Origin of the sequence: Paenibacillus marchantiophytorum, assembly GCF_014640555.1 — a bacterium.
In the GTDB taxonomy this organism is placed as follows: Bacteria; Bacillota; Bacilli; order Paenibacillales; family NBRC-103111; genus Paenibacillus_E; species Paenibacillus_E marchantiophytorum.
This window is the reverse complement of sequence record NZ_BMHE01000017.1, coordinates 50,691-72,380: the sequence shown is the minus strand read 5'-3', so window position 1 is coordinate 72,380 and position 21,690 is coordinate 50,691. Positions and strand designations below refer to the sequence as shown.

General features: G+C 47.2%; 20 protein-coding genes. 15 read left to right on the top strand and 5 right to left on the bottom strand.

Annotation, left to right across the window (positions count from 1 at the left end; all coding sequences use genetic code 11):
- Nucleotides 1-79: 79 nt before the first annotated feature.
- Nucleotides 80-589, bottom strand: coding sequence for an NUDIX domain-containing protein (locus IEY34_RS17355; RefSeq protein ID WP_189013404.1), 510 nt, complete (start codon nucleotides 587-589; stop codon nucleotides 80-82).
- A gap of 166 nt (nucleotides 590-755) precedes the next feature.
- Between IEY34_RS17355 and thrR the strand changes: the two genes are divergently transcribed.
- The 5 genes from thrR to IEY34_RS17330 all read left to right on the top strand — a co-directional run bounded on the left by thrR (nucleotide 756) and on the right by IEY34_RS17330 (nucleotide 5,922).
- Nucleotides 756-1,238: a transcriptional regulator ThrR gene (thrR, locus tag IEY34_RS17350; protein WP_229757699.1), complete on the top strand. Its 483-nt coding sequence runs from the start codon at nucleotides 756-758 to the stop codon at nucleotides 1,236-1,238.
- Nucleotides 1,239-1,267: 29 nt separating this feature from the next.
- Nucleotides 1,268-2,554: a homoserine dehydrogenase gene (locus IEY34_RS17345; RefSeq protein WP_189013403.1), complete on the top strand. Its 1,287-nt coding sequence runs from the start codon at nucleotides 1,268-1,270 to the stop codon at nucleotides 2,552-2,554.
- 49 nt (nucleotides 2,555-2,603) lie between these two features.
- The gene (gene thrB, locus IEY34_RS17340) at nucleotides 2,604-3,581 is read left to right on the top strand and encodes a homoserine kinase (RefSeq protein WP_189013402.1); all 978 of its coding nucleotides are present in this window, start codon (nucleotides 2,604-2,606) and stop codon (nucleotides 3,579-3,581) included.
- Nucleotides 3,578-4,441 (top strand): prephenate dehydratase, encoded by an 864-nt coding sequence (gene pheA / locus IEY34_RS17335; RefSeq protein WP_189013401.1) that lies wholly within the window; start codon nucleotides 3,578-3,580, stop codon nucleotides 4,439-4,441. Before thrB ends, pheA begins: the two co-directional genes overlap by 4 nt.
- A 191-nt stretch (nucleotides 4,442-4,632) precedes the next feature.
- Nucleotides 4,633-5,922 carry a LysM peptidoglycan-binding domain-containing protein gene (locus IEY34_RS17330; RefSeq protein ID WP_189013400.1) on the top strand — a complete coding sequence of 430 codons (1,290 nt, stop codon included), beginning with the start codon at nucleotides 4,633-4,635 and terminating at the stop codon, nucleotides 5,920-5,922.
- A gap of 61 nt (nucleotides 5,923-5,983) precedes the next feature.
- Here IEY34_RS17330 and sigW read toward each other — a convergent pair whose 3' ends face one another.
- Nucleotides 5,984-6,595 (bottom strand): RNA polymerase sigma factor SigW, encoded by a 612-nt coding sequence (gene sigW / locus IEY34_RS17325; RefSeq protein WP_189013399.1) that lies wholly within the window; start codon nucleotides 6,593-6,595, stop codon nucleotides 5,984-5,986.
- 495 nt (nucleotides 6,596-7,090) lie between these two features.
- Here sigW and IEY34_RS17320 point away from each other — a divergent pair, with 495 nt between their 5' ends.
- From IEY34_RS17320 to yajC, 8 genes are all read left to right on the top strand, one after another.
- Nucleotides 7,091-7,762 carry a BofC C-terminal domain-containing protein gene (locus IEY34_RS17320; RefSeq protein WP_229757698.1) on the top strand — a complete coding sequence of 224 codons (672 nt, stop codon included), beginning with the start codon at nucleotides 7,091-7,093 and terminating at the stop codon, nucleotides 7,760-7,762.
- Nucleotides 7,763-7,881: 119 nt separating this feature from the next.
- The gene (ruvC, locus tag IEY34_RS17315; RefSeq protein ID WP_189013398.1) at nucleotides 7,882-8,385 is read left to right on the top strand and encodes a crossover junction endodeoxyribonuclease RuvC; all 504 of its coding nucleotides are present in this window, start codon (nucleotides 7,882-7,884) and stop codon (nucleotides 8,383-8,385) included.
- Nucleotides 8,382-9,011 (top strand): Holliday junction branch migration protein RuvA, encoded by a 630-nt coding sequence (gene ruvA / locus IEY34_RS17310; protein ID WP_189013396.1) that lies wholly within the window; start codon nucleotides 8,382-8,384, stop codon nucleotides 9,009-9,011. Before ruvC ends, ruvA begins: the two co-directional genes overlap by 4 nt.
- Before the next feature lie 170 nt (nucleotides 9,012-9,181).
- Nucleotides 9,182-10,189, top strand: coding sequence for a Holliday junction branch migration DNA helicase RuvB (gene ruvB, locus IEY34_RS17305; protein WP_189013394.1), 1,008 nt, complete (start codon nucleotides 9,182-9,184; stop codon nucleotides 10,187-10,189).
- 1,363 nt (nucleotides 10,190-11,552) lie between these two features.
- Nucleotides 11,553-13,754 (top strand): SpoIID/LytB domain-containing protein, encoded by a 2,202-nt coding sequence (locus IEY34_RS17300; RefSeq protein ID WP_229757697.1) that lies wholly within the window; start codon nucleotides 11,553-11,555, stop codon nucleotides 13,752-13,754.
- A gap of 9 nt (nucleotides 13,755-13,763) precedes the next feature.
- Nucleotides 13,764-14,843, top strand: coding sequence for a tRNA preQ1(34) S-adenosylmethionine ribosyltransferase-isomerase QueA (gene queA, locus IEY34_RS17295; RefSeq protein WP_189013392.1), 1,080 nt, complete (start codon nucleotides 13,764-13,766; stop codon nucleotides 14,841-14,843).
- A gap of 41 nt (nucleotides 14,844-14,884) precedes the next feature.
- Complete coding sequence (gene tgt / locus IEY34_RS17290; protein WP_189013390.1) at nucleotides 14,885-16,024, top strand: tRNA guanosine(34) transglycosylase Tgt; 1,140 nt, start codon at nucleotides 14,885-14,887, stop codon at nucleotides 16,022-16,024.
- 15 nt (nucleotides 16,025-16,039) lie between these two features.
- The gene (gene yajC, locus IEY34_RS17285) at nucleotides 16,040-16,348 is read left to right on the top strand and encodes a preprotein translocase subunit YajC (RefSeq protein WP_189013388.1); all 309 of its coding nucleotides are present in this window, start codon (nucleotides 16,040-16,042) and stop codon (nucleotides 16,346-16,348) included.
- 65 nt (nucleotides 16,349-16,413) lie between these two features.
- Here the strand turns inward: yajC and IEY34_RS17280 are convergent, their stop codons facing one another.
- Together IEY34_RS17280 and IEY34_RS17275 are read right to left on the bottom strand one after the other, a co-directional pair.
- Nucleotides 16,414-17,250 (bottom strand): phosphatase PAP2 family protein, encoded by an 837-nt coding sequence (locus IEY34_RS17280; protein WP_189013386.1) that lies wholly within the window; start codon nucleotides 17,248-17,250, stop codon nucleotides 16,414-16,416.
- A gap of 95 nt (nucleotides 17,251-17,345) precedes the next feature.
- On the bottom strand, nucleotides 17,346-17,726 hold the full coding sequence (locus IEY34_RS17275) for a TIGR04086 family membrane protein (protein ID WP_189013383.1): 381 nt from the start codon (nucleotides 17,724-17,726) through the stop codon (nucleotides 17,346-17,348).
- A 109-nt stretch (nucleotides 17,727-17,835) separates the two neighbouring features.
- Between IEY34_RS17275 and IEY34_RS17270 the strand changes: the two genes are divergently transcribed.
- Both IEY34_RS17270 and IEY34_RS17265 read left to right on the top strand, forming a co-directional pair.
- Nucleotides 17,836-19,179 carry an ArsB/NhaD family transporter gene (locus tag IEY34_RS17270; protein WP_189013381.1) on the top strand — a complete coding sequence of 448 codons (1,344 nt, stop codon included), beginning with the start codon at nucleotides 17,836-17,838 and terminating at the stop codon, nucleotides 19,177-19,179.
- A gap of 106 nt (nucleotides 19,180-19,285) precedes the next feature.
- Nucleotides 19,286-19,963, top strand: coding sequence for a DUF421 domain-containing protein (locus tag IEY34_RS17265; protein WP_189013379.1), 678 nt, complete (start codon nucleotides 19,286-19,288; stop codon nucleotides 19,961-19,963).
- A gap of 33 nt (nucleotides 19,964-19,996) precedes the next feature.
- On the opposite strand, the gene spoVB is transcribed toward IEY34_RS17265, so the two are convergent.
- Nucleotides 19,997-21,562 carry a stage V sporulation protein B gene (spoVB, locus tag IEY34_RS17260; protein WP_189013377.1) on the bottom strand — a complete coding sequence of 522 codons (1,566 nt, stop codon included), beginning with the start codon at nucleotides 21,560-21,562 and terminating at the stop codon, nucleotides 19,997-19,999.
- Nucleotides 21,563-21,690: the final 128 nt, after the last annotated feature.

Below are 21,690 nucleotides of genomic sequence, written 5' to 3'. Positions count from 1 at the left end.
GTTACGATAACAAAAGAAGAGGCTTTCTCTAGGGTATCAACCTTTTGAGGAAAGCCTCTTTTTTGCGTATTTTAAAATGCTAAGCCTGTAAAGGATCGATCAAAGGGTTCCAGTGAATCGTTGGCTCCTCTGTGCCTGCAATCACGCCGGCCGATCCGATCCATGGATGTGGTGTAAGGCCAACTGTGAAATAATGTTCTAGCAAACTGCGGAAGATAAAAGGGACAGGTCGATCCAAAACTTGATCCTTTGCGATCCAGTGTAGATCTCCTTCGTTGGTGACTATGCGTGGGCTGACATCGGTGGTTCCGATATAGAAAAATTGTTGCCGGACTTCTTGTCCATTTAAACGCAGCAGTATATACTGCAAGCGTAATCCTTGAATTTCGTCGTGCTCGATGCCTGTTTCTTCCCAAATTTCTCGTAAGCAGGCTTCGCGCGGGTTGTTTAATTCATTTGGTTCCAAATGACCGCCTACAGCAGCCCAAAGTCCCGGCGACACGGTACGTGACAGGGATCGTTTCATCATCAGTAATTCGTTCTGGCTGTTCCATAAGAGAGCCGTTGAAATCATGCGCAATGTAATCATGGAAAGGTTCCCTTCTGATCTAGTAAACTCAGCTTATCATAGGTTGGAGCATAGCTGCAAAGAATGCAAGAATAAGACGAGCGATGCCTATTGCATCTACTCGCTTGATTCGATATAATGTCCTCTATAGAGAAACAATGGTCTTTCTAGAGAGGACGGTAGCGCAGTGCCGGAAAGCAAAGAGTTTTTACAAACGATCAAGCACACCGGCCCTGAGAGGTACTATTTAGTCCGGGAAGATATTTTGCCGGAAGGTGTGCTCAAGACGGCGCAGGCGAAGGAATTGCTGGCAAGAGGCGAAGTGAAGACGATTCATGAGGCTGTTGAACAAGTAGGGCTCAGCCGGAGCGCATTCTACAAGTATAAGGATGGCATTCATCCTCTCAGCAAGCTGGAAAGAGAACGCATTATTACAATATCGATGGATTTGGAGCATCGGTCCGGGATCCTGTCCCGCGTGCTGGCACTCATTGCTAATTTGGATGGAAATGTCCTGACGATTCATCAAACGATTCCTCTGCAAGGCATGGCGAATGTGGTTATTTCCGTAGAAACGTCTTCCATGGGGGAAGAAATTCGTCAAATTATGGATCGACTTCAGGCGCAGGATGGCGTCAAACGTGCTACTATTATCGGTCAGGGCAGCTGATCAGGAACATTAAACTGGAGGTAAATAAAATGAAACCCATCAAGGTTGGATTACTCGGACTAGGAACAGTAGGAACAGGTGTTGTTCGTATTGTCGAAAAGCATCAGGAAGATTTACAGCGCCAAACGGGTTCTGTGATTGAAATTGCCAAAATTTTGGTGCAAGATAAATCGAAGCTCCGCAACATCAGCGTTGATGCAGATAAACTTACTGAAAACGTATGGGATGTCATCGGCGATAGTGAGATTGATATCGTTATTGAGGTTATGGGTGGCGTTGCTGCGACAAAGGATCACATTTTGACTGCGTTAGGCAATGGCAAACATATCGTTACAGCTAACAAAGACCTTATGGCTATGCACGGTGCTGAAATTTTGGCGAAAGCCGCAGAGCATGGCTGTGACGTATTCTATGAAGCCAGTGTTGCTGGCGGTATTCCAATTATCCGCGCGCTCGTAGAGGGCTTCTCATCCGACCGGATTACGAAGATTATGGGTATCGTGAACGGAACGACGAATTACATTTTAACAAAAATGAGCCAAGAAGGCGCGGCATATGCCGATGTTTTAAAAGAAGCGCAAGAGCTGGGCTATGCAGAAGCAGACCCGACTTCGGATGTCGAAGGTTTGGACGCGGCTCGCAAAATGACGATTCTTTCTACACTAGGTTTCCATGCTAATGTTGCTTTGAGTGACGTTGAAGCGAAAGGGATTTCGAATGTAACGAAGGAAGATATTCAATACGGTAAAAAGTTAGGCTACGAAGTAAAACTTCTGGGCATCGCTGAAAACCATGATGGACACATTTCCGTAAGTGTACAGCCAACAATGGTCAAAAACTCTCATCCGCTAGCTTCCGTAAATGGCGTTTTCAATGCCGTTTATGTAACAGGTGAAGCTGTTGGAGAAACGATGTTTTATGGAGCTGGCGCGGGTGAATTGCCAACGGCAACTTCCGTCGTGGCTGACTTGGTCGCGGTTGTTCGCAACTTGAAGTTGGGTGTGAACGGACGTACGGTGCTTGCACCTTACAAAGAGAAGAAGCTCAAAACGGATGAGCAAATCGCGTCCAAAAACTTTATTCTTCTGCATGTGGAGGATAAAGCTGGGGTGTTAGCGCAAATTACTCAAATTTTTGCTCACCATGAAGTAAGCTTGGAATCCGTTTTTCAACATCCGAACCAAAGCAATCCGAAAGCTGAAATCATCATTATCACGCATGATGCGAACCAAGCTAGCATGAAAAATGTGCTGCGGCAATTTGAATCGATGGATGTTATCCATGCCATCAAAAGTGTCTACCGTGTAGAAGGTTAATAGCAACGAAGCATAAAGCTAAATTATTGAAAAGAGGCGCTATTTCGAAATGAGTTATAAGGCAGTACAAAAGGTAAGAGTGAAGGTGCCGGCAAGTACGGCTAACTTAGGTCCTGGCTTTGACTCACTGGGGATGGCCCTGAATCTGTACGCCTGGATCGATCTGGCCATTTCGAATCAAACGACGATTCATTTAATCGGTGATCAGATGCATGGCATTCCAACGGACAAGTCCAATTTAATCTATAAAGTGGCCCAAATGGTTTTCGAAGAAGCGGGTGTCTCTCACCCAGAGCTAGAGATTACCATGTATAGTGATATCCCACTGACACGCGGCTTAGGCAGCAGCGCTTCGGCTATCGTGGGCGCATTGGCAGGAGCCAATGCGCTGATCGGGAACAAGCTTACGCCTTACGCGTTGTTCCAACTGGCTAGCCGTCTCGAGAAACACCCTGATAATGTCGGAGCAAGTTTGTATGGCGGTATTGTCGTGGCTTTCTGGGATGGCGAGCGCGCTGAATCGATTCGCATCGAGCCAGACAGCAATCTGGAAGTACTGGTAGCCATACCGGCGTTCCAGCTGTCCACTGAGAAGGCGCGAGGCGTCATGCCGAAGCAGGTTTCGATGAAGGATGCGGTGTACAACCTCAGCCATTCATCACTGCTCGTTGCCGCGTTAAGCACCGGCAACTTGGGTATGATCCGTCATGCCATGAAAGATGCGCTGCACCAGCCCTATCGTGCTGCGCTTATTCCGGGCATGACGACACTGCTTGAACAAGCCGAGAATCACGGCGCGCTGGGGGTTGCCCTTAGCGGAGCAGGGCCGACGATGCTCGCTCTTGTGGACGCGCGCAGTGGTCAGAAGGCCGAGCTTGAGGCTTTCCTTAAAGATACCTTGGCGAAAGAAGGTATTGAGGCTCAAACGCTGTGGCTCAAGCCAAGCCAAGAAGGTGTTTCAGTTATCGAGCTTCTCGAAGGTGACGAAGATCTGCAGTCACTCGTTGAAAGCGAGGTTCTCGCATGAAGAAAGTGGCTATTCTAGGGCCGAGTACCTTCTCGGAAGAAGCTACCCGTCATTTCTTGAAAGATGACTTTATTTATATCTCTTATAAATTGATTTCCGAAGTTTTTAATGCGACGGTAGCGGGGGAAACAGATCTCAGTGTGATTCCGATTGAGAACACTTTGGAAGGCTCAGTACATTTGCACGTTGACTGGCTGGTGCATGAAGTGAATTTACCGATACGCGCGGAGTGGGTATTCCCCATTGATATGAATCTGATTGGTTTTGCCAATAAGGAAGGCCAAGATGAGGGATCGAATCCGTATCAGCATATTCGTAAGGTATTGTCTCATCATGTCGTTCCTGCGCAGTGCAGCCGATTTATGAAGAAATATTTGAGCGGAGCCGAGTTTGAGCAGGTGAGTTCTACAGCTGAAGGGGTAAGGCTGGTGTCCGCTTTGCAGGACCCTGCGGTCGCTGCGATCGGAACGGCGATTGCTTCAACCAATTATGGCGTACCCATGCTGGAGAAGGAAATACAGGATCATAAAGACAATATGACTCGCTTTCTATTGGTGGGCGAAGAGGCTCCTGAGCTTCCGACATCGGCAGATAGGAAAACAACGATATTGGTGACGTTGCCTGAAGACTACCCGGGAGCTCTTCATCAAGTGCTGTCCGCGTTTGCTTGGCGCCGAATCAATCTGTCCAAGATTGAGTCCAAGCCGACAAAGAAGAAATTAGGCACTTACTACTTTTATATCGACATCGCAGATTCATTGGATTCCGTGCTTCTGCCATCAGCGATTCAAGAAATTGAAGCCATTGGTTGTCAGGTCCGAATTTTGGGCAGTTACCCAAGCTATTCGTATATAAGTTGATTCAGCTATTCCCATGCGTTATAAGCGCATGGGAATTTTTTTGTCCAAAAGGGGCAAAAGCCTAGGAACGTGCATAAACTGTAATATCAATGTGAATAAGCATAAGACGCACAGCAGGTTTGGTGAGGAGTCTTGAAGATTATGCTTACGAAGCCAGTTTTTCTGACGAAAAACTCAAAGGAGGTATGGTGTTGAAAATCCATATTGTCAAAAAGGGAGACTCCCTGTACGAGCTTGCAACCAAGTATCACACCACGCTGGACCAGATTATCGCACTCAATCCGCAGCTGGCAGACCCGAATCATCTTGACATCGGGATGAAGGTGAAGATACCTTCGAAACCGAGTCATATTGCGCCGCCTGAGGAGTATGCGTATAAGCATGTCGTGGCGCAGGGAGATAGCTTATGGAAATTGGGCAAAGCGTGGGATGTACCGCTGCAGGCGATGATTCAAGCGAATCCACAGCTTAAGAATCCCAATGTACTTATGACAGGGGAAATCGTTTATGTTCCCAAAGCCAATCATCAACATCATCAGGGTCAAGACCATGCGGGGATTAAGCCTATAAATTCTGCGAAGCCTTCGACCATGCCATTCGAACAAGTGCCGAATTTACAGCCTTGGCCGAATATGGATACAAGCGGGCAGCAGGCAGCACCTCCAGTTGCTCAAACGCCTGAACCTGCAATAGTACCAGCGCCGGAAGTGGAAGAAGCCCCGGTTGCAGAACAACCAATTGCGGCAGCACCAATAGCGTCGGTTCCGGTGATACCGCAACCTGAACCTGGTGTTATCGGTTTGGAAAGTCCGTATGAGCAAGCGGTTCATCCTTTTCACCAATTTCATATTAAGGCAACAGAGGTATTCGCGCAGCCCGCCAATGAGCAGCCGGAAGCTGCGACTTATCCAGCTTTTTCATCGTATCAGCAGCCTCCGTGGGAGCAGCATCCTTATGGAGGGATGCCGCAAGCCAATCTTGCCAGCGAAGAAGGATGCGGTTGTGGCGGTCCTTCAATGATGGAGCAGCCTTGGTCAGCCTTCCCGGCCAGTTATCCAACCGGTTCCGTAGGAATGCCATGGGATAGCTTTCAACAAGGTTTGCCGACCATTCCTGGTCTGTATCCTCCACTGGCATCGCCTTACGACATGCATCACGCTCAAGCGGGTCATAACCCTTATGGCTATGCGGAGGATCCGTACGGGATCCCTTTTGCCGGTGCGCACTATCAGGCTCCTTACGAGGCTCCTATGATGCCGCAAGTCCATACACATGAATTAGCCAAAGAAAAGGATACGGAAGAAGTGGTCGAAATTGACATCCGTTCGGAGAAGCCAGCAAAATCCAAAAGCAGCAGATCCACCAAAAAAGTGAGACTATCAGGCAACTCAGCTTTGAATGCCTTCTTGAGACGTCAACAGAGAGCTGTTGACAGGCAGGAAGAGGATACCAAACCTGTTGGACCTTGGATTAATTACTGAGCGAATAAAAAGCCTCCTAACCACGGCTGTGGGTTAGGAGGCTTTTTGCTTTTGTTCAATCTTAGGCAATCATGCCGATCGTAAAAAACACCATTAATCCAACGACGAAATTCATGCCCCATTTCTTGCGGAGCAGCTCACGTCCGCGATGCAAGCGGGTTTTCACCGTTGTAATGGGCAAATTCAGCTTTGAACTGATTTCTTGCAGTGACAGCTCTTCAAGATAGTAAAGTGTGATGACACTTTTGTATTTATCAGCTAATTTATTAATCGACGTATGCACGTGATCCTGAATCTCGGTTTGCAGCACGGCATGCTCCGGAGATTGGTCTTGACTGGCCAGCTTGCTGTAGTAGCTGTAGTCATCGTCATGATCGTTAAGCTCGGCGTCAAGGGATTGAACAGGTCTTTTTTTGCGGAGCAAATCAATAGCCACATTTTTGCCGATGCGATAAATCCATGTAGAAAAATTCTGGCTTTCATCATAATGATTTAAGTTCAGATAGACACGGATAAAAGTTTCTTGGACAATGTCCTCCGAATCTGGTCGATTGTGCAGCATTCGGAAAGCCAGCTTTTGTATTTTGTTGCGGTACAGCTCGACTAATTCCACGAAAGCGTTGCGATCGCCACGTCTGGATAATTGGATCAATTGCAGTTCTGCCACATTCATGATGGTTCCCCTCCTTAGAGTTTTCGTTAGAAAACTGGCTTCGAAAGCATAAAATTTAGTCATTTTTTCCTAATTCCATTTATATCGTTTTTCCTGAATAAGTATGAGAGTATTTCATCTACTTCTGACTATATCATTTCTGTGGCTACAGTCAAATTGTAAGCTATTGAGAGCTGATTTTATACCCATTTGTGACAGAATTTATGGAGGTTTGGTTACTTTTTTGACTAGGTGAAGGATGTGAGGCTGATGTTGAACGTGGTGTGGTTACAGATGACCTGCTTTTTTGTACTTCATTCCAAATGGCGACTGACCCCCATAACAGGACAACTCCTATGATTAGGAGTGTTGTACGTTTGATCCGTTTTTTACTTTTCATGATAGGGCTCACCGTCCGTCTTGATTGTTTTCATGCTTCTCTCTCTATGGTAAATGATGTATAGCGTTTGATGCAAATGGAAACAATACGGAAAAAAGAGATAGAAGGGGATATCAGTGAATGTACAACGCTTTTTGAAGCATTGGAAAAGAAAGCTGCGGCGAAAACGCAGTTTGTTGACGTTAGGGATGTTCTTTCTTGCCGGAATTGCGGGTTGGCAGTTGTATGCTTCTAATATGGGTTTAAATGCAGGACGTTCGGGCGCAGACGTTAGGTCGGCTATGGCGCAATTAACGCCAGTAGACAATGAACGGTTAAAAGAAGCGATGGAAACCCTGAAACGAATAACTGATAGCAGAGAAAGTTATTTGCTGAAATCTTATGTCTGTGGCGAAGAAAAAAGTCAACTAGGCCTCCAAACCTCAGAACAACTGCTGGCTATGCAGCTCAAACATCCTGAGTGGGTGTTCAGCCTGAACGCTGGCGGTGAGGTGACATTCACCGAAAATATCGAGGATTTATCGCCTGCCTGCAAAGAGAAAGCGGTATTCGGGATCGATGGCAGCAGCAATCTCTCGCTTTTTAACGGGACGCCGACCAAGGACAATGTGATTCGGACATTTTTCCAGTTGAATATTCAGTATTTGGAAAGCAGTTTACCTCGCGATACGGTTCAGCAGCTGCATGAGGGAATACGTGTATCGGATATAGAGGAGTATAATAGCGTATTATCTACATTCAGCGATTATGCCGTTGAGGAGACAGAACGGGCGATGACAAGGCCTTAAAATAAGGTGAAAAGAAGAGATGGATAAGGGGATTCCCGAGTCTATCTCTTTTTTTTGTTATCTGCTATAATGAGAAATGACTACATATGTTCGCTTTTTTTAGATGGGAGAGAAATGCTGTGCGTATTCTGGGGATTGATCCGGGGATCGCGATTGTAGGTTTTGGCTTTATTGATAAGATTGGCAGCAAGCTCGTTCCTGTGCAGTATGGCTCCATTCAAACCGAGGCACATACGGACCCTGGCATCAGGCTCAAGGATGTCTATGATGCTACGGTGCAATTAATAGAGAAATATAAACCCGACGCGATGTCGATTGAGAAATTATTTTTTAATAGGAATGTAACAACGGCATTTACGGTAGGGCAAGCGCGAGGTGTCATGATTCTTGCAGGTGTTCAAGCCGGGCTGCCCGTAGCTGAGTATACCCCTCTGCAAGTGAAGCAATCCGTTGTTGGCTATGGCAATGCGGAGAAGCGCCAAGTGCAGGAAATGGTCAAAATTTTACTTAAACTTTCGCAGATACCTAAACCAGATGATGTGGCCGATGCCCTTGCGATTGCTATTTGTCATGCACACTCATCAGCTTTGCAATCCAGGATAAATGAGGTTAGGAAACGATGATAGATTTCTTAAGAGGGAAAGTTGCGTTTCGCGATAGCGATTATGCGGTGCTGGACGTTAACGGCGTAGGATACCGTGTATTTTGTCCCAATCCTTATGCCTTGCCTCACAAGGAAGATGAGGATGTGACGATGTTCATACATTATCATGTGCGTGAAGATGCCCACTTGTTATTTGGTTTTATTTCACGGGATGAGCAATCCTTGTTTCGCTTGCTGCTGGATGTCACCGGCATAGGACCTAAGGTTGCACTGGGCATTCTTGCAGCTGGCGGGAGGCCAGAGGCTGTTATTTTGGCGATTAGCCAGGAGAATTTAGCTTTCTTGACGAAACTTCCAGGCATTGGTAAGAAGACGGCGCAACGGATTATTCTGGATCTTAAGGACAAATTAGGTTCTGTGAGTTTCTCCAGTCCGGAAGCGGCTGTTGCTCTGAGTGTAGTAGGTTCTGCGCAATTGACAGAAGGCGGCCATGCCTGGAGCGAAGCGAAGGAAGCGCTGATGACGCTGGGTTATACGGAAGCAGAAGCAGACCGAGCTTGGCTGCAAGTGAAGCCCAAAACGACTCCGGGGGATTCGGTGGATGTGTTGGTGAAGCTTGCTTTGCAGGCTTTGTATACGATGTAGTAAGGGCTTGTTTTGAGGGGAAGTGAATGCTTGCGAAGTAACGCTTGCTGAAGCAAACCAGTAAGTGCAACGAAGTAAACGAGGCAAGTGCAACAGAAGCAACAGAAGCAACAGAAGCAAACGAGCAAACGAAGTCAGCTTTCCTGTGGAAAGCTCTTAGGAGGATCACCATGGATAATGACCGGATTATATCGGCTAATTTGATGATGGAGGACAATGTCATTGAATATAGTCTGCGTCCTCGTTATTTGGCCGAATATATCGGCCAGAAGCAGGCGAAGGAGAACCTCAAAATTTATATCGAAGCCGCGAAGATGCGGAAAGAAGCACTGGATCATGTGCTCCTCTACGGCCCTCCAGGCTTAGGTAAAACGACATTGTCAAACATTATCGCCAATGAGCTTGGCGTAAGCATACGAACAACCTCCGGTCCCGCTATTGAGCGGCCGGGAGATCTTGCTGCCATCCTGACGAATCTACAGGAGGGGGACGTGCTCTTCATCGACGAGATTCACCGTCTCCACCGGACGGTGGAAGAGGTGTTGTATCCGGCGATGGAGGACTTTGCCCTTGACATTATCATCGGCAAGGGGCCGAGCGCGCGCTCGGTGCGTCTGGACTTGCCGGCGTTTACGCTGATCGGCGCGACGACGCGCGTCGGACTGCTGTCTGCGCCGCTGCGCGACCGCTTCGGGGTCGTCAGCCGGCTGGAGTTCTACACGGTGGAGGAGCTCACCTACATCGTCAGCCGGACAGCCGACATCCTGCAGGTCGGCATTGTCGGCGAAGCTGCGCGCGAGATTGGCATGCGCTCCCGCGGAACACCGCGGATTGCCAATCGCTTGCTGAAGCGGGTACGCGACTTCGCCCAGGTCAAAGGCGATGGCATCATCACGCTAGACATCTCCAGAGAGGCGCTGAAGCTCATTCAGGTCGATGACTTAGGTTTGGATGAGATTGACCACAAAATGCTGCGAGCGATCATTCAGAGCTTCCAGGGCGGCCCTGTCGGGCTGGAGACCATTGCAGCGACGATCGGCGAGGAGAGCCAGACGATCGAAGATGTATATGAGCCCTATTTGCTGCAAATCGGTTTTTTGCAGCGAACACCGCGCGGCCGAACCGTCACGCCTGCGGCTTATCACCATCTGGGCCTGCCGGTACCGGAACAGAAATAGATCTTTTGCCCGTACCGGAAGGTGGGGCGAAAGATTTTTTTGGGTTTGGGGGTGAGCGAAGCTTACCATTTATTGTTGGCGTCCACCGGAGACATCTTTGCTACGGCGGATTTCGGTCTCAACGTGCATCTAATGAACTGTAGGATGCTTATAGACCCGGAAAATAGCTACTTTGGCGATATAATGAACTAGATTAACGCTATCGAGCAAATTTTAGGCGGAAAGGTGATCATTTGGTTGAAATAGAGCTTCTGGGATTCATTAGATTTTCAGAATGAGCGATTTTGGCCGAATAAAGGGTATTGAGTTCGCTAGGGGGCTTGGGTTTGCCTCAAGGTCCTTTGACTGGGTGACCTAGCCGCAGGCTAGGGTTTTCTTAGTTGGCGTCCACCGGAGACTTCTTTGCTACGACGGATTTCGGTCTCAAAGTTCATCTAATGAACTGTAGGATGCTTATAGACCGGAAAATGGCTGCTTTTGAGATTTAATGAACGGAGTTGGCGCTACCCGGCACTTTATTGGCGGAAAGGTGATCATTTGGTTGTAATAGAGCTTCTGGAATTCATTAGTTTTTCAGTATGAGCGACTTTGGGCGAATAAAGGGTATTGAGTTCGTTAGGGGGCTTGGGTTTGCCTCAAGGTCCATGGAATGGGTGACCTAACCGCAGGCTGGGGTTTTCTTACTTACGTCCAAAGCAGACTTCTTAGCTTTAGGGCTTTTCGGTCTCAAAGTGCATCTAATGAACTGTAGGATGCTTATAGACCGGAAAATGGCTGCTTTTGAGATTTAATGAACGGAGTTGGCGCTACCCGGCACTTTATTGGTGGAAAGGTGATCATTTGGTTGAAATAGAGCTTCTGGGATTCATTAGATTTTCAGTATGAGCGACTTTGGGCGAATAAAGGGTATTGAGTTCGTTAGGGGGCTTGGGTTTGCCTCAAGGTCCTTTGACTGGGTGACCTAGCCGCAGGCTAGGGTTTTCTTACTGACGTCCAAAGCAGACTTCTTCGCTTTAGGGCTTTTCGGTCTCAAAGTGTATCTAATGAACTGTAAGATGCTTATAGACCGGAAAATGGCTGCTTTTGAGATTTAATGAACGGAGTTGGCGCTACCCGGCACTTTATTGGCGGAAAGGTGATCATTTGGTTGTAATAGAGCTTCTGGGATTCATTAGTTTTTCAGAATGAGCGATTTTGACCGAATAAAGGGTATTGAGTTCGTTAGGGGGCTTGGGTTATCCGCACTCCTCACCGCCACTGAAAATCCGACTTTTTGCCAATATCGACACTAGTAAACAAAACTTCTTCCGATTCTTAGAGTCTAACCTACTAGAATGCATCGAAAGAAAGGAACTATTGTCGAATGAATTGGAGAAAAAAGCTGCTTGCCCCTAAGATATTGATTGTCATTACAACAGCCGCTTTGACTTTGGGAACATACCCTTTGGAGGAGTCCACCGCGAATGCAGCGGAAATTAAGCATCTAGATCAAATTCGTGTTGCTCTGTTCATAGATTCAGCGAAATATAAATTGATAGAGCCTGTTGTTACGCTATCAGTGGCCGGAGGGCTAGATATTGGCGTTCGTTCCGCAGCGAGTGCAGCTGTTAGGCCATGGATCTCGATTGCGGATGCTTCCATCCGCATGTCTCTGGATCAATATAGTGCTCTGATGCTGGAAACGACGGACTTTACTGCTGCCAAGGCGCTATATGGAAAACTTGCTACTCTGCCCGCAGACGGATACATAATAAGTCGAGTGAAACTAGGGAAAACCGTTTATCAAGTGTACTACGGAAGCTATCCCACCAAAGAAGCAGCCGAAGGAACGGCAGCGCAAGCGCTGAAAGATGCAACGGTTGCGGCCTTGATGAAATCGGCAGCTCCCGCAGTAACGGGGCCTCTGCATTGGAATGCGGGGAGTTATGCTTCAGAAGCAGCGGCTCAGCAGCAATTAAACTTGTTTGCCCAAGCGGGAATTCAAGCGGATCTTGCACTTCAGGAGGATGCATCGGGGCAGTTGGCTTATAGTGTTTTTGTTGGGAGCGAGGCAACGGCGGGCCAGTTGGAAACAGTTAAACAGGCCGTATTAAAGGCAGTGCCTAATGTCATTTTGCAAGCGGTAAATCCGAAGAGCGCATATCTCATTCGCAAATCGGAAGCTACGACTTCTGTTAATGGCGCGACCTCTGTGCCGCACTATGCTTCAGCTGCAAGTGAACAAAGGACGCTGGTTCATCCCAAAAGCGAAGGAATAACGATCAAGGAGCGGGGAGATCGCAAATATCGTGGGGATATGGAAATTAGCACGTACCATGACAAATTAGCGTTAGTGAATGAAGTCGCCATGGAGTCCTATTTGTATGGAGTGCTAGGATCAGAGCTAAGCGCAGGCTGGCCTGTTGAGGCACTCAAGGCGCAAGCGGTTGCTGCAAGGACTTTTGCCATCAATCAAGGGAATAAATATGAGATCGCGCAAGTGACAGATACGACGTTGGATCAGGCTTATTATGGGATTCTGAAGGAATTCCCGGCAGGCAACCAAGCGGTAGAGGCAACGAAGGATGAAGTGCTATCGGATAAAAATGGCCTTATATCCCCTGTGTTTTCTTCCAATTCCGGTGGTGTGACGGCAGATCCTTCGGAGGTATGGGGAAATCCGGTTGCTTATTTGCGCAGCGTCACGAGCCCCGATCAGGGCGCAGAGAAAGGCAAAGCTGTCTGGTACAGGATTCAATTAGCAGACGGACGAGCAGGATATGTTCATTCTATGTATCTCAAAGATAGCGGTCAGAAAGCTAAGGATGGCAAATCTTACTATGAGGCGACGGAGCAAGGTGTAAATGTACGTTTGGCCCCTTACGTGGACAATACGGCCAATTCTTCCGTTGCACAGCTTGCAAACAAAGAAAAGGTGCTTGTTATTGGTCAGGAAAAGGAATCAAACGCTTATTCCTGGATCCGTGGTCCTTTTACCGCCAGTGACATGAAAAGCAAACTAACGGCTGCGGGCATAACGGTTAGTGGGGACTTGAAAACGCTGGAAATATCCAAACGTGGTCCGTCGGGTCGCGTGACGGAGATGAAAGCCAACGGAGTTGTCGTGAAGGTGCCTTATCCGGATGCTTTAAGAACTGTGCTTGGAGGGCTGCCGAGTACCCTGTTTGAAATTGAACCTGCTGGCAGTTATACTGGTAATACGCCTAATACGCCAAATTCGTCAGGTCTGGCGATCGCGGGAGCAACCACGACGGAGACAAGCAGCGCTAGTGCTGATACAATCTATGTCCTATCGGGTGGGCAGTCCCAACCTGTGACCTTAAAGAAAACAGATTTGACGGCTATCAGCACATCCGGGGTATCCAAACCGGCTGCAACCACAGGCAGCAATCCAAGCGCTGTGGTGCCGATTGGACAAGGGCAGCAGTTTGTCTTTCGCGGGACAGGCTACGGCCACGGCATGGGCATGTCGCAATGGGGCGCAAGAGGCTACGCCGAAATCGGCTATGATTATAAGAAAATACTCCAGTCTTATTATGCTGGAATTAACATAACTAAGGAATGAAACTACTTCATGGATGTACAATCTTTTGATTTTGATTTACCCGAAAATTTAATTGCCCAGACGCCGCTGCTGAACCGCACCGCGTCTAGGCTGCTTGCGTTGAACAAACGAACAGGCGACATCAACCACCAAACATTTGAGCAATTGATTGATTATGCAGAAGCCGGCGATTTGCTCGTGATGAACGATACACGGGTCATTCCAGCCCGGCTTTTTGGTGCGAAGAAAGACACGGGGGCCAAGGTGGAACTGCTGCTTCTGAAGCCGCTTGGCGACGATCGATGGGAAGCTCTGGTTAAACCGGGCAAACGGATGAAGCTTGGGGCGGTTGCTGTCTTTGGCACAAATCCGGCAAATCCCGATGAACCGCTGTTGACCGCAGAAGTGGTGGAATCGAGCGACATGGGAGGTCGTGTGCTGAAATTCAACTATACGGGTATTTTCAATGAAATCCTCGATCGGTTGGGTGAAATGCCGCTGCCTCCTTATATCAAGGAGCAGCTATCAGAACGGGAACGTTATCAAACCGTTTATGCGAAGCATGAAGGCTCAGCGGCCGCTCCAACGGCAGGACTCCATTTTACGGAAGCCTATCTCAATAAGCTTCAAGCAAAAGGGGTTCGTATTGCTTTTGTTACGCTGCATGTGGGGCTAGGAACATTCCGTCCTGTTTCCGTGGATACGATTGAAGAACATCAGATGCACGCGGAATATTATGTGCTGTCTCCCGAGACAGCGGCTCTCATCAATGAAACCAAGTCAACGGGCAAACGCGTTATCGCCGTAGGGACCACATCGGCACGCACCCTGGAGACAGCAGCAGGAATCAGTCGTGAGCAGGCGGGAACTAGCGGCAATGAGCCTGTATATATCGAGCCTTCTCAGGGCTGGACGAGTATTTTTATTTATCCCGGATACCAGTTCGGCGTCGTAGATGCCTTGTTGACTAATTTCCATCTGCCTAAATCAACGCTGCTTATGTTGATTAGTGCTCTAGCTGGGAAAGAAAACGTATTACAAGCCTATGAGGAAGCTGTTCGGGAACAATATCGCTTTTTCAGTTTTGGCGATGCCATGTTGATCTATTAAGATTCAAACAAAGATGAAGCTCAGAATAGGAAGTGGATGTATTGGCAGCAGCAGTTACGTATGAAGCAATTAAAACTTGCAAGCAATCGGGGGCACGACTAGGAAAAGTTCACACGCCTCACGGCGTCATTGAGACTCCTGCTTTCATGCCGGTTGGCACACAAGCGACCGTTAAGACGATGAGTCCTGAGGAATTAAAGACGATGGACGCACAAATTATTTTGAGCAATACGTATCATTTATTCATTCGTCCTGGACATGAAATCGTGAAAGCCGCAGGCGGTTTGCATAAATTCATGAATTGGGATCGTCCGATTTTGACCGATAGCGGCGGGTTCCAAGTATTTAGTTTGAGTAATATGCGTAAAATTACAGAAGAAGGCGTTCAGTTCAAGTCGCATTTGAACGGAGATAAATTGTTCCTTTCTCCAGAAGTGGCGATGGAGATTCAGAATGCCCTGGGTTCTGATATTATGATGGCTTTTGATGAATGTCCGCCTTTCCCAGCTGAGTATGACTATGTGAAGAAATCGCTAGAACGCACGACACGCTGGGCCGAGCGCTGCCTGCAAAGCCACAGCCGACCGCAGGATCAGGGCTTGTTCGCCATCATCCAAGGTGGCATGCACGAGGATCTGCGCAGGTTAAGCGCGGAGCAGTTGACTTCCATGGATTTCCCGGGGTATGCTATTGGTGGACTGAGTGTTGGCGAACCTAAGCACTTGATGTATGATGTGCTGGATTATACAACACCTCTTATGCCTGCGAACAAACCGCGTTATCTGATGGGGGTAGGTTCACCCGATGCTCTAATTGAAGGCGCTATCCGTGGAATCGATATGTTCGATTGCGTTTTGCCGACAAGGATTGCACGGAATGGGACATGTATGACGAGCGAGGGACGTCTGGTGATTCGCAATGCGAAGCACGCGACTGACTTCGGACCATTGGATCCCAAATGTTCTTGCTATACCTGCAAGAATTACAGTAGAGCTTATATTCGCCACTTGATTAAAGCGGACGAAACGTTCGGTATTCGCTTAACAACGATTCATAACCTTCACTTTCTACTACAGCTCATGCGTGATGTAAGAGGAGCTATCCAGGAAGATCGTTTGCTTGATTTCCGGGATGAATTCTTTGCCGCTTATGGGCTGAATGATAATGAAAGAGGATTTTAAGAAAGGAGGATACCTATGTTACTAGCAGCAGATACTGCCAATACAGGTGCAGTTGGGTATTTGTATACATACGGACCTTTAGTGCTCATGTTTGTCGTACTTTACTTCTTACTTATTCGTCCACAACAAAAAAGACAGAAAACACGCAGTCAAATGCTTGGCGGATTGAAAAAAGGGGATAAGGTCGTTACGATTGGTGGTTTACACGGAACGATTATGGAAATTACGGATGACATTTGTGTACTTCGTGTCAATGATGCAACGAAAATGACGTTTGACCGTTCCGCCGTCAATGCGATCTCCAAATCGGCAGCAAAGGAATAAAATAAAAAAGCGAGAACCTTCAATCAGGCTCTCGCTTTTTGTTTGGCTTTTTTTATCAGAGGCAGTTAAAGCTCATTATTCTTGAGTGGCTTGAGCAGTGCTTGCTCGCCAAGCACCAGTCGGCCTTCGGCGATGCGTAACCCGACTCTCGCGGCGACAACACCGAGTACAACACCTGCGCACATATCCGATAACCAGTGGATACCGAGGTAGAAGATGGTGAAAATGATAAAGGCTGAAGAGATAGGCACGAAGATTTTCCAAAATGTATTGCGGCTCTTCACCGCGATTACAGCCATGGAGACAGAGATCGACGTGTGCAAGCTTGGAAAACAATTGTCCAGTCCAGATAGTGGACGGTAGTCTTGTTCGAAGGTAGGGAACGCATCCAGAATCAACAATTTGACATTAGGATGGAAGGACCACACTTCATTCACTGGGAAGAACAGATAAAAGGGAATAGCAACCATATAATTGAACATTAAAGCATAGCAAATGGCGTAAAACAGCTTATAATTTTTCTGATACGTATAAAGTGCGATAGAGGCAATCATAACGGCCGGAAAGACGACGACATAGAAATAACTGCTGACATAGGTTAGGATATCATTATGGAAGAAGTTCTGGATCGCAGGTACGAAATTGCCTTCAATCCCATAAATCGATTTGGTGAAATCAGCGCCAAAGTGCATTTTTTTTTCGATGATCATTTCAACTTTATTGAAAAATAAAATGGTAATGAGTGCAGCGAAATGAAGGACATATTTACGTGAAGTAAACACTTCTTGCACAAAGCTGCCGGCAATATTAAACGGGCTTGAACGTGTTGCAGCAATCAGAAAGACAAAGATGGTAATAACTATATAGACCGTTGCATGCGTCATGGACTGAAACGGACTCATGGTGTTTTCCCCCTAATATTGGAAATATATTGCGGCAATAACTTTGATATTATACCACAATCTGAGGGGGAAAGTGATATTTTCACGGAAACGTCTTATTTTTTAGTGTTGACGCCAAGCATGCCGCCAAGAGCGCCAGAAACGAACAAAATGCCAAGCAACTGCAGGGATTGCAGGTTCAGACCTGCATCGAAAGCCAGGAACCCAACGAGGAAAATAAGGATGAAATAAACAAATCCAACGATGCCTCCGTGGTACCAGCCGCGGGTGCCGGCTCTTTTGCCTGAAACCCAGCCTCCAATAAATAATGATGCCGCATGAATAATTGTCGTTAACGTATGTAAGGAGCTTTCTTGTGTGCTGGTTAATAGCAGAAACAAGGACGTTACTATGGTTCCAATTGTCATCATACTTAATGAATACGTGAGTCCGGAAAATAAAGGAGACGTTATTCGAACCTGACTGACCGTTTTCATAGGGTTCACAGACACCAGTCCTTTCTTATATTCGTTCTTTTCATTAACATCATTGTATGGCCAAGCACATAGAATTAGTACAGACTGTTTAAGGGGGAAGTGAATAAATATGATGGAATTTTCGCAAGGTCCTGTTCTGTGGCAAGCCATCGCGGCTGTTGTTATCTTTGCAGCGGCGTATATCTTCATCTTGATTGAGCGATGGGAACGCATGTATACAGCGTTAGGCGGAGCCGTGCTAATGATTGTTTTGGGCATTGTGCCCATAGGCAAAGCCCTTACGACTTACGCGAATTGGCGAGTTCTTATGCTGCTCGCCAGCTTATTCATAATTGCTGGACTTTTTCAGAAGACAGGACTTATTTCTTATGGGGCAAGCCGTATGATTCGCAAGTTTCGCTTGCAGCCTTTTACCATTTTAGTTGGTTTATCCCTACTAACGGCGATTTCCTCAGCCTTATGGGATAGCTTAGTAGCCATAGCAGTCATCGTCCCGATTGTGATGAAAACAGCAAAGATGATGAAAGTATCACCTGTTCCTTTTCTGATTTCCGTCCTGTTATCTGCTCATATCGGCGGAGCGTCAACCTTAATGGGCAATCTGCCGAATCGGTTGATTGGCGAAGCTGTCGACATATCGGCCGCGGATATGCTGCTTAACATTGGGCCGCTTAGCCTTATTTTACTGGCATTCGTTTACATCGTTATGTGGTTTTTGTACGGCAAGCGGATGATCATTGCGGAGACGGGGAAAAGGGAACTGCTCAGCTTGCAGCCTGCCTCTTATTTAACGGATGATCGCACGTACTTGATAGGCGGCAGCCTCATTGCCAGTCTAACGCTACTCGCGCTTTTGCTGCAGAATCTCTTGGGGTGGCACGCTTCCTATATTGCAGCAAGCGGGGCTATTCTCTTCTCCTTGCTCAATTACAAATCTATCGTTGGGCTTGCGAAGCAAAAGGATTGGCTGGCAGCGTGGATCACTATAAAGGACTCGCAATTATTATTTTTCTTCGGATTGTTTGTGATGGTGGGTGGGCTAATCCATGCGGGTTTCACCGGTTTAATCGCTGTCAAAGGCTTGGAGTTAAGTCAAGGCAATGTGCCTTTCTTAACGAATCTTCTCTTATGGCTTACCGCCTTTGGATCTGCCATGATGGACTACATCCCTTATACGGCTGCAATGATTCCAGTTGTCAAAGACATGAGCAATGTAATTCTCAGTTATTCTTCCTTTACCACGGCTATGCCGCTATGGTGGTCTTTACTGATTGGAACTGCGATAGGAAGCGGGGTAACTTTGCTGAGCTCTACAACCAGCATGTATGCGGCCGTATTGTCAGATCAGGAAGGCGGAGGATTGACACAGCGCAATTACTTTCTGGTGGCAGCGCCAATTTCTCTGCTTTTATGCATCATCGCGACGATTTATTTCAACTTGTTTCTGCTGTAATTGCCAACAATTGAATACGTAAATTCTGCATGATGAAGTACATCCGCGGTCAGAATACCATTGAACTCCGAGAACGAGCAAGAGCTTAGATCAGGGGAGGCCGACGATGGATATTCTGACCATTTTTTTGCGCACTGTGCTGATTTACTTTGTCGTTTTTCTTATGCTTCGCCTGATGGGGAAACGGGAAATCGGCAAACTGTCACTGTTCGATTTGGTGATTTCAATCATGATTGCGGAAATTGCTGTTTTCGTTTTAGAGGATTCAGGAAAGCCGCTCTTGGATGGCCTTATCCCTATGGGGACACTGGTCATTATCCAAATTTTCATCGCTTACCTAACGCTAAAAAGCAGAACCCTGCGGCTTCTTTTCGACGGAAAGCCAAGCGTCATTATCAGCAAAGGCATGATCGATCGCGATGAGATGAAGAAACATCGGTATAACCTGGATGATTTGATGCTCCAATTGCGGCAAAATAAGATCATGAATGTCGCCGATGTGGAGTTTGCGGTGCTCGAGCCGTCGGGGAAATTGAGTGTAGTAGAAAAAGCGGTGAAAGAGTCAGAACCGGTAGAAGCGACGAAAGGCACTTTCCGATATGAAGGACTTCCGCTGCCACTTATTATGGATAGTAAGGTGCAGGATCAGAATTTAGAAAAGATCGGGAAAACGAGGTTTTGGTTGAAAAATCAAATTCAAGTCAAAGGGGTTCGTGATTTCAAAGAGGTATTTTACTGCTCAATTGATCACAGAGGACGGATCTTTTTGGATCGCAAAAGATAAGGCAGCCCATTCATGGTGCTACCTTACCCGCGATTAGCGAATCATTTTCTTGCCCATATTCATTAAGCGGCTGATATCCTTCAGGCTGATCAGTCGGAAAAGCGTGATAAGCATCATGTAGGTCAGGAACCCAATGATGAGAGAGGTAACAAAACGAAGCCAATCGGCAGATGTCCAAGCTGTATACATGACGAAGTAACTGCAAAGCCCGGATAGGGCCATCGCTGCTCCTATTTTGCCGAAATCGCTTCCTTCCATACGGAATTTCAGCAAGCGTACAACACTGTTCCAATGCAGAAGAGTCACTAATACGATGTTGACGTTAATCGCGAAGACAGCGCCGTGAATGCCCATTTCCGGTTTGCTGGCCAACCAATAGATCAGCACAAGCTTAACGATGGAACCGATTAACGTATTAATCAAAGCAGCTCCTGGCTTGTTCAAAGCTTGCAAAGTGGACTGCAAGGGAGCTTGGAAATAGATGAATATGGCGATTGGAGCCATCATTTTCAGCATCACACCGACATCCGGTTGATTGTACATATACGTACAAATGGGTTCGGCAAGCACGAACATGAGAACGGTGAAGGGAGCCCCTGTCACCAGAGCTAATCTCAATGATTGATGCAGACGCATATGAATGGTTTTCATATCCTTGCGAGCAGCGGCTTCGCTTAATGAGGGAACGAGCGATACGGACAAGGACATGGTGAGTGCGCTGGGCAAAAGAATAATGGGAATAATCATGCCTTGCAGAGCGCCGTATTGCGCCGTTGCGAGAGAGGTAGAGATGCCTGCAATAGCCAAGCTTTGCGCGATCAAGATCGATTCGAAGAGATAAGAGCTGGCGCCGATTAATTTGCTGCCTGTAATGGGGACGGCAATTCGCATAATTCGGCGAAAGTTGGCTAATCTTCCTTTCCCTTTTGTGGAACCAATGTGAGCGTTAGGAACTTTGGGGGATGTTTTTTTGTCATATCTGAAATGGATGGCCAGGACAACCAAACCGCCTATTTCACCGGCAAGCACACCTATCATCGCCCCGGCAGCCGCATATTCGATGCCATAAGGAATCATGACATACGAGCAGACAAGCACCATAACGATACGAATTAATGTTTCCATAATCTGCGAAGTAGCGGTTGGAATCATATTCTGCCTGCCTTGGAAATAGCCGCGGTACACCGCGGAAATCCCAATAATCGGAATCATGGGACTCATGCACAGAAATGTGTAATAGACCCGCGAGTCGGTTAATAAATGAGAAGTAATCCAGGAAGCTCCGGCCACGCAAGCTGCTGTAAACAGGATGCTTAAGGCGATAGTGGTGGCTAGGGATATGCGCAAAATACTGCGAATTCTTGTTTCATTCTGCTCAGCTTCCGCTTCAGCGATTAATTTGGCAATCGCAATAGGGATTCCGCCCGTAATGATGGTCAGGATAACAGACAAGAAGGGCCAGCCCATATGGTAAATACCGATGCCTTCCGCACCGATGACACGCGGTAAAGTAATTCTCGGAATGAATCCTAATATGCGGTTCAAAATCCCTGCGGCTAACAGGATCATCGTGCCTCTGATAAATGACTGCTTGGTCAATGCCACTCCCTCTTCCGATACTTGACATACCTTATGAATATGCAGGAGTTGGTCAAGCTCATGCTAACATTTTGGGGACAGGTACCTGCTAGGCAGGAAAATCATGGATGGCTAGCGAATGAGATAGA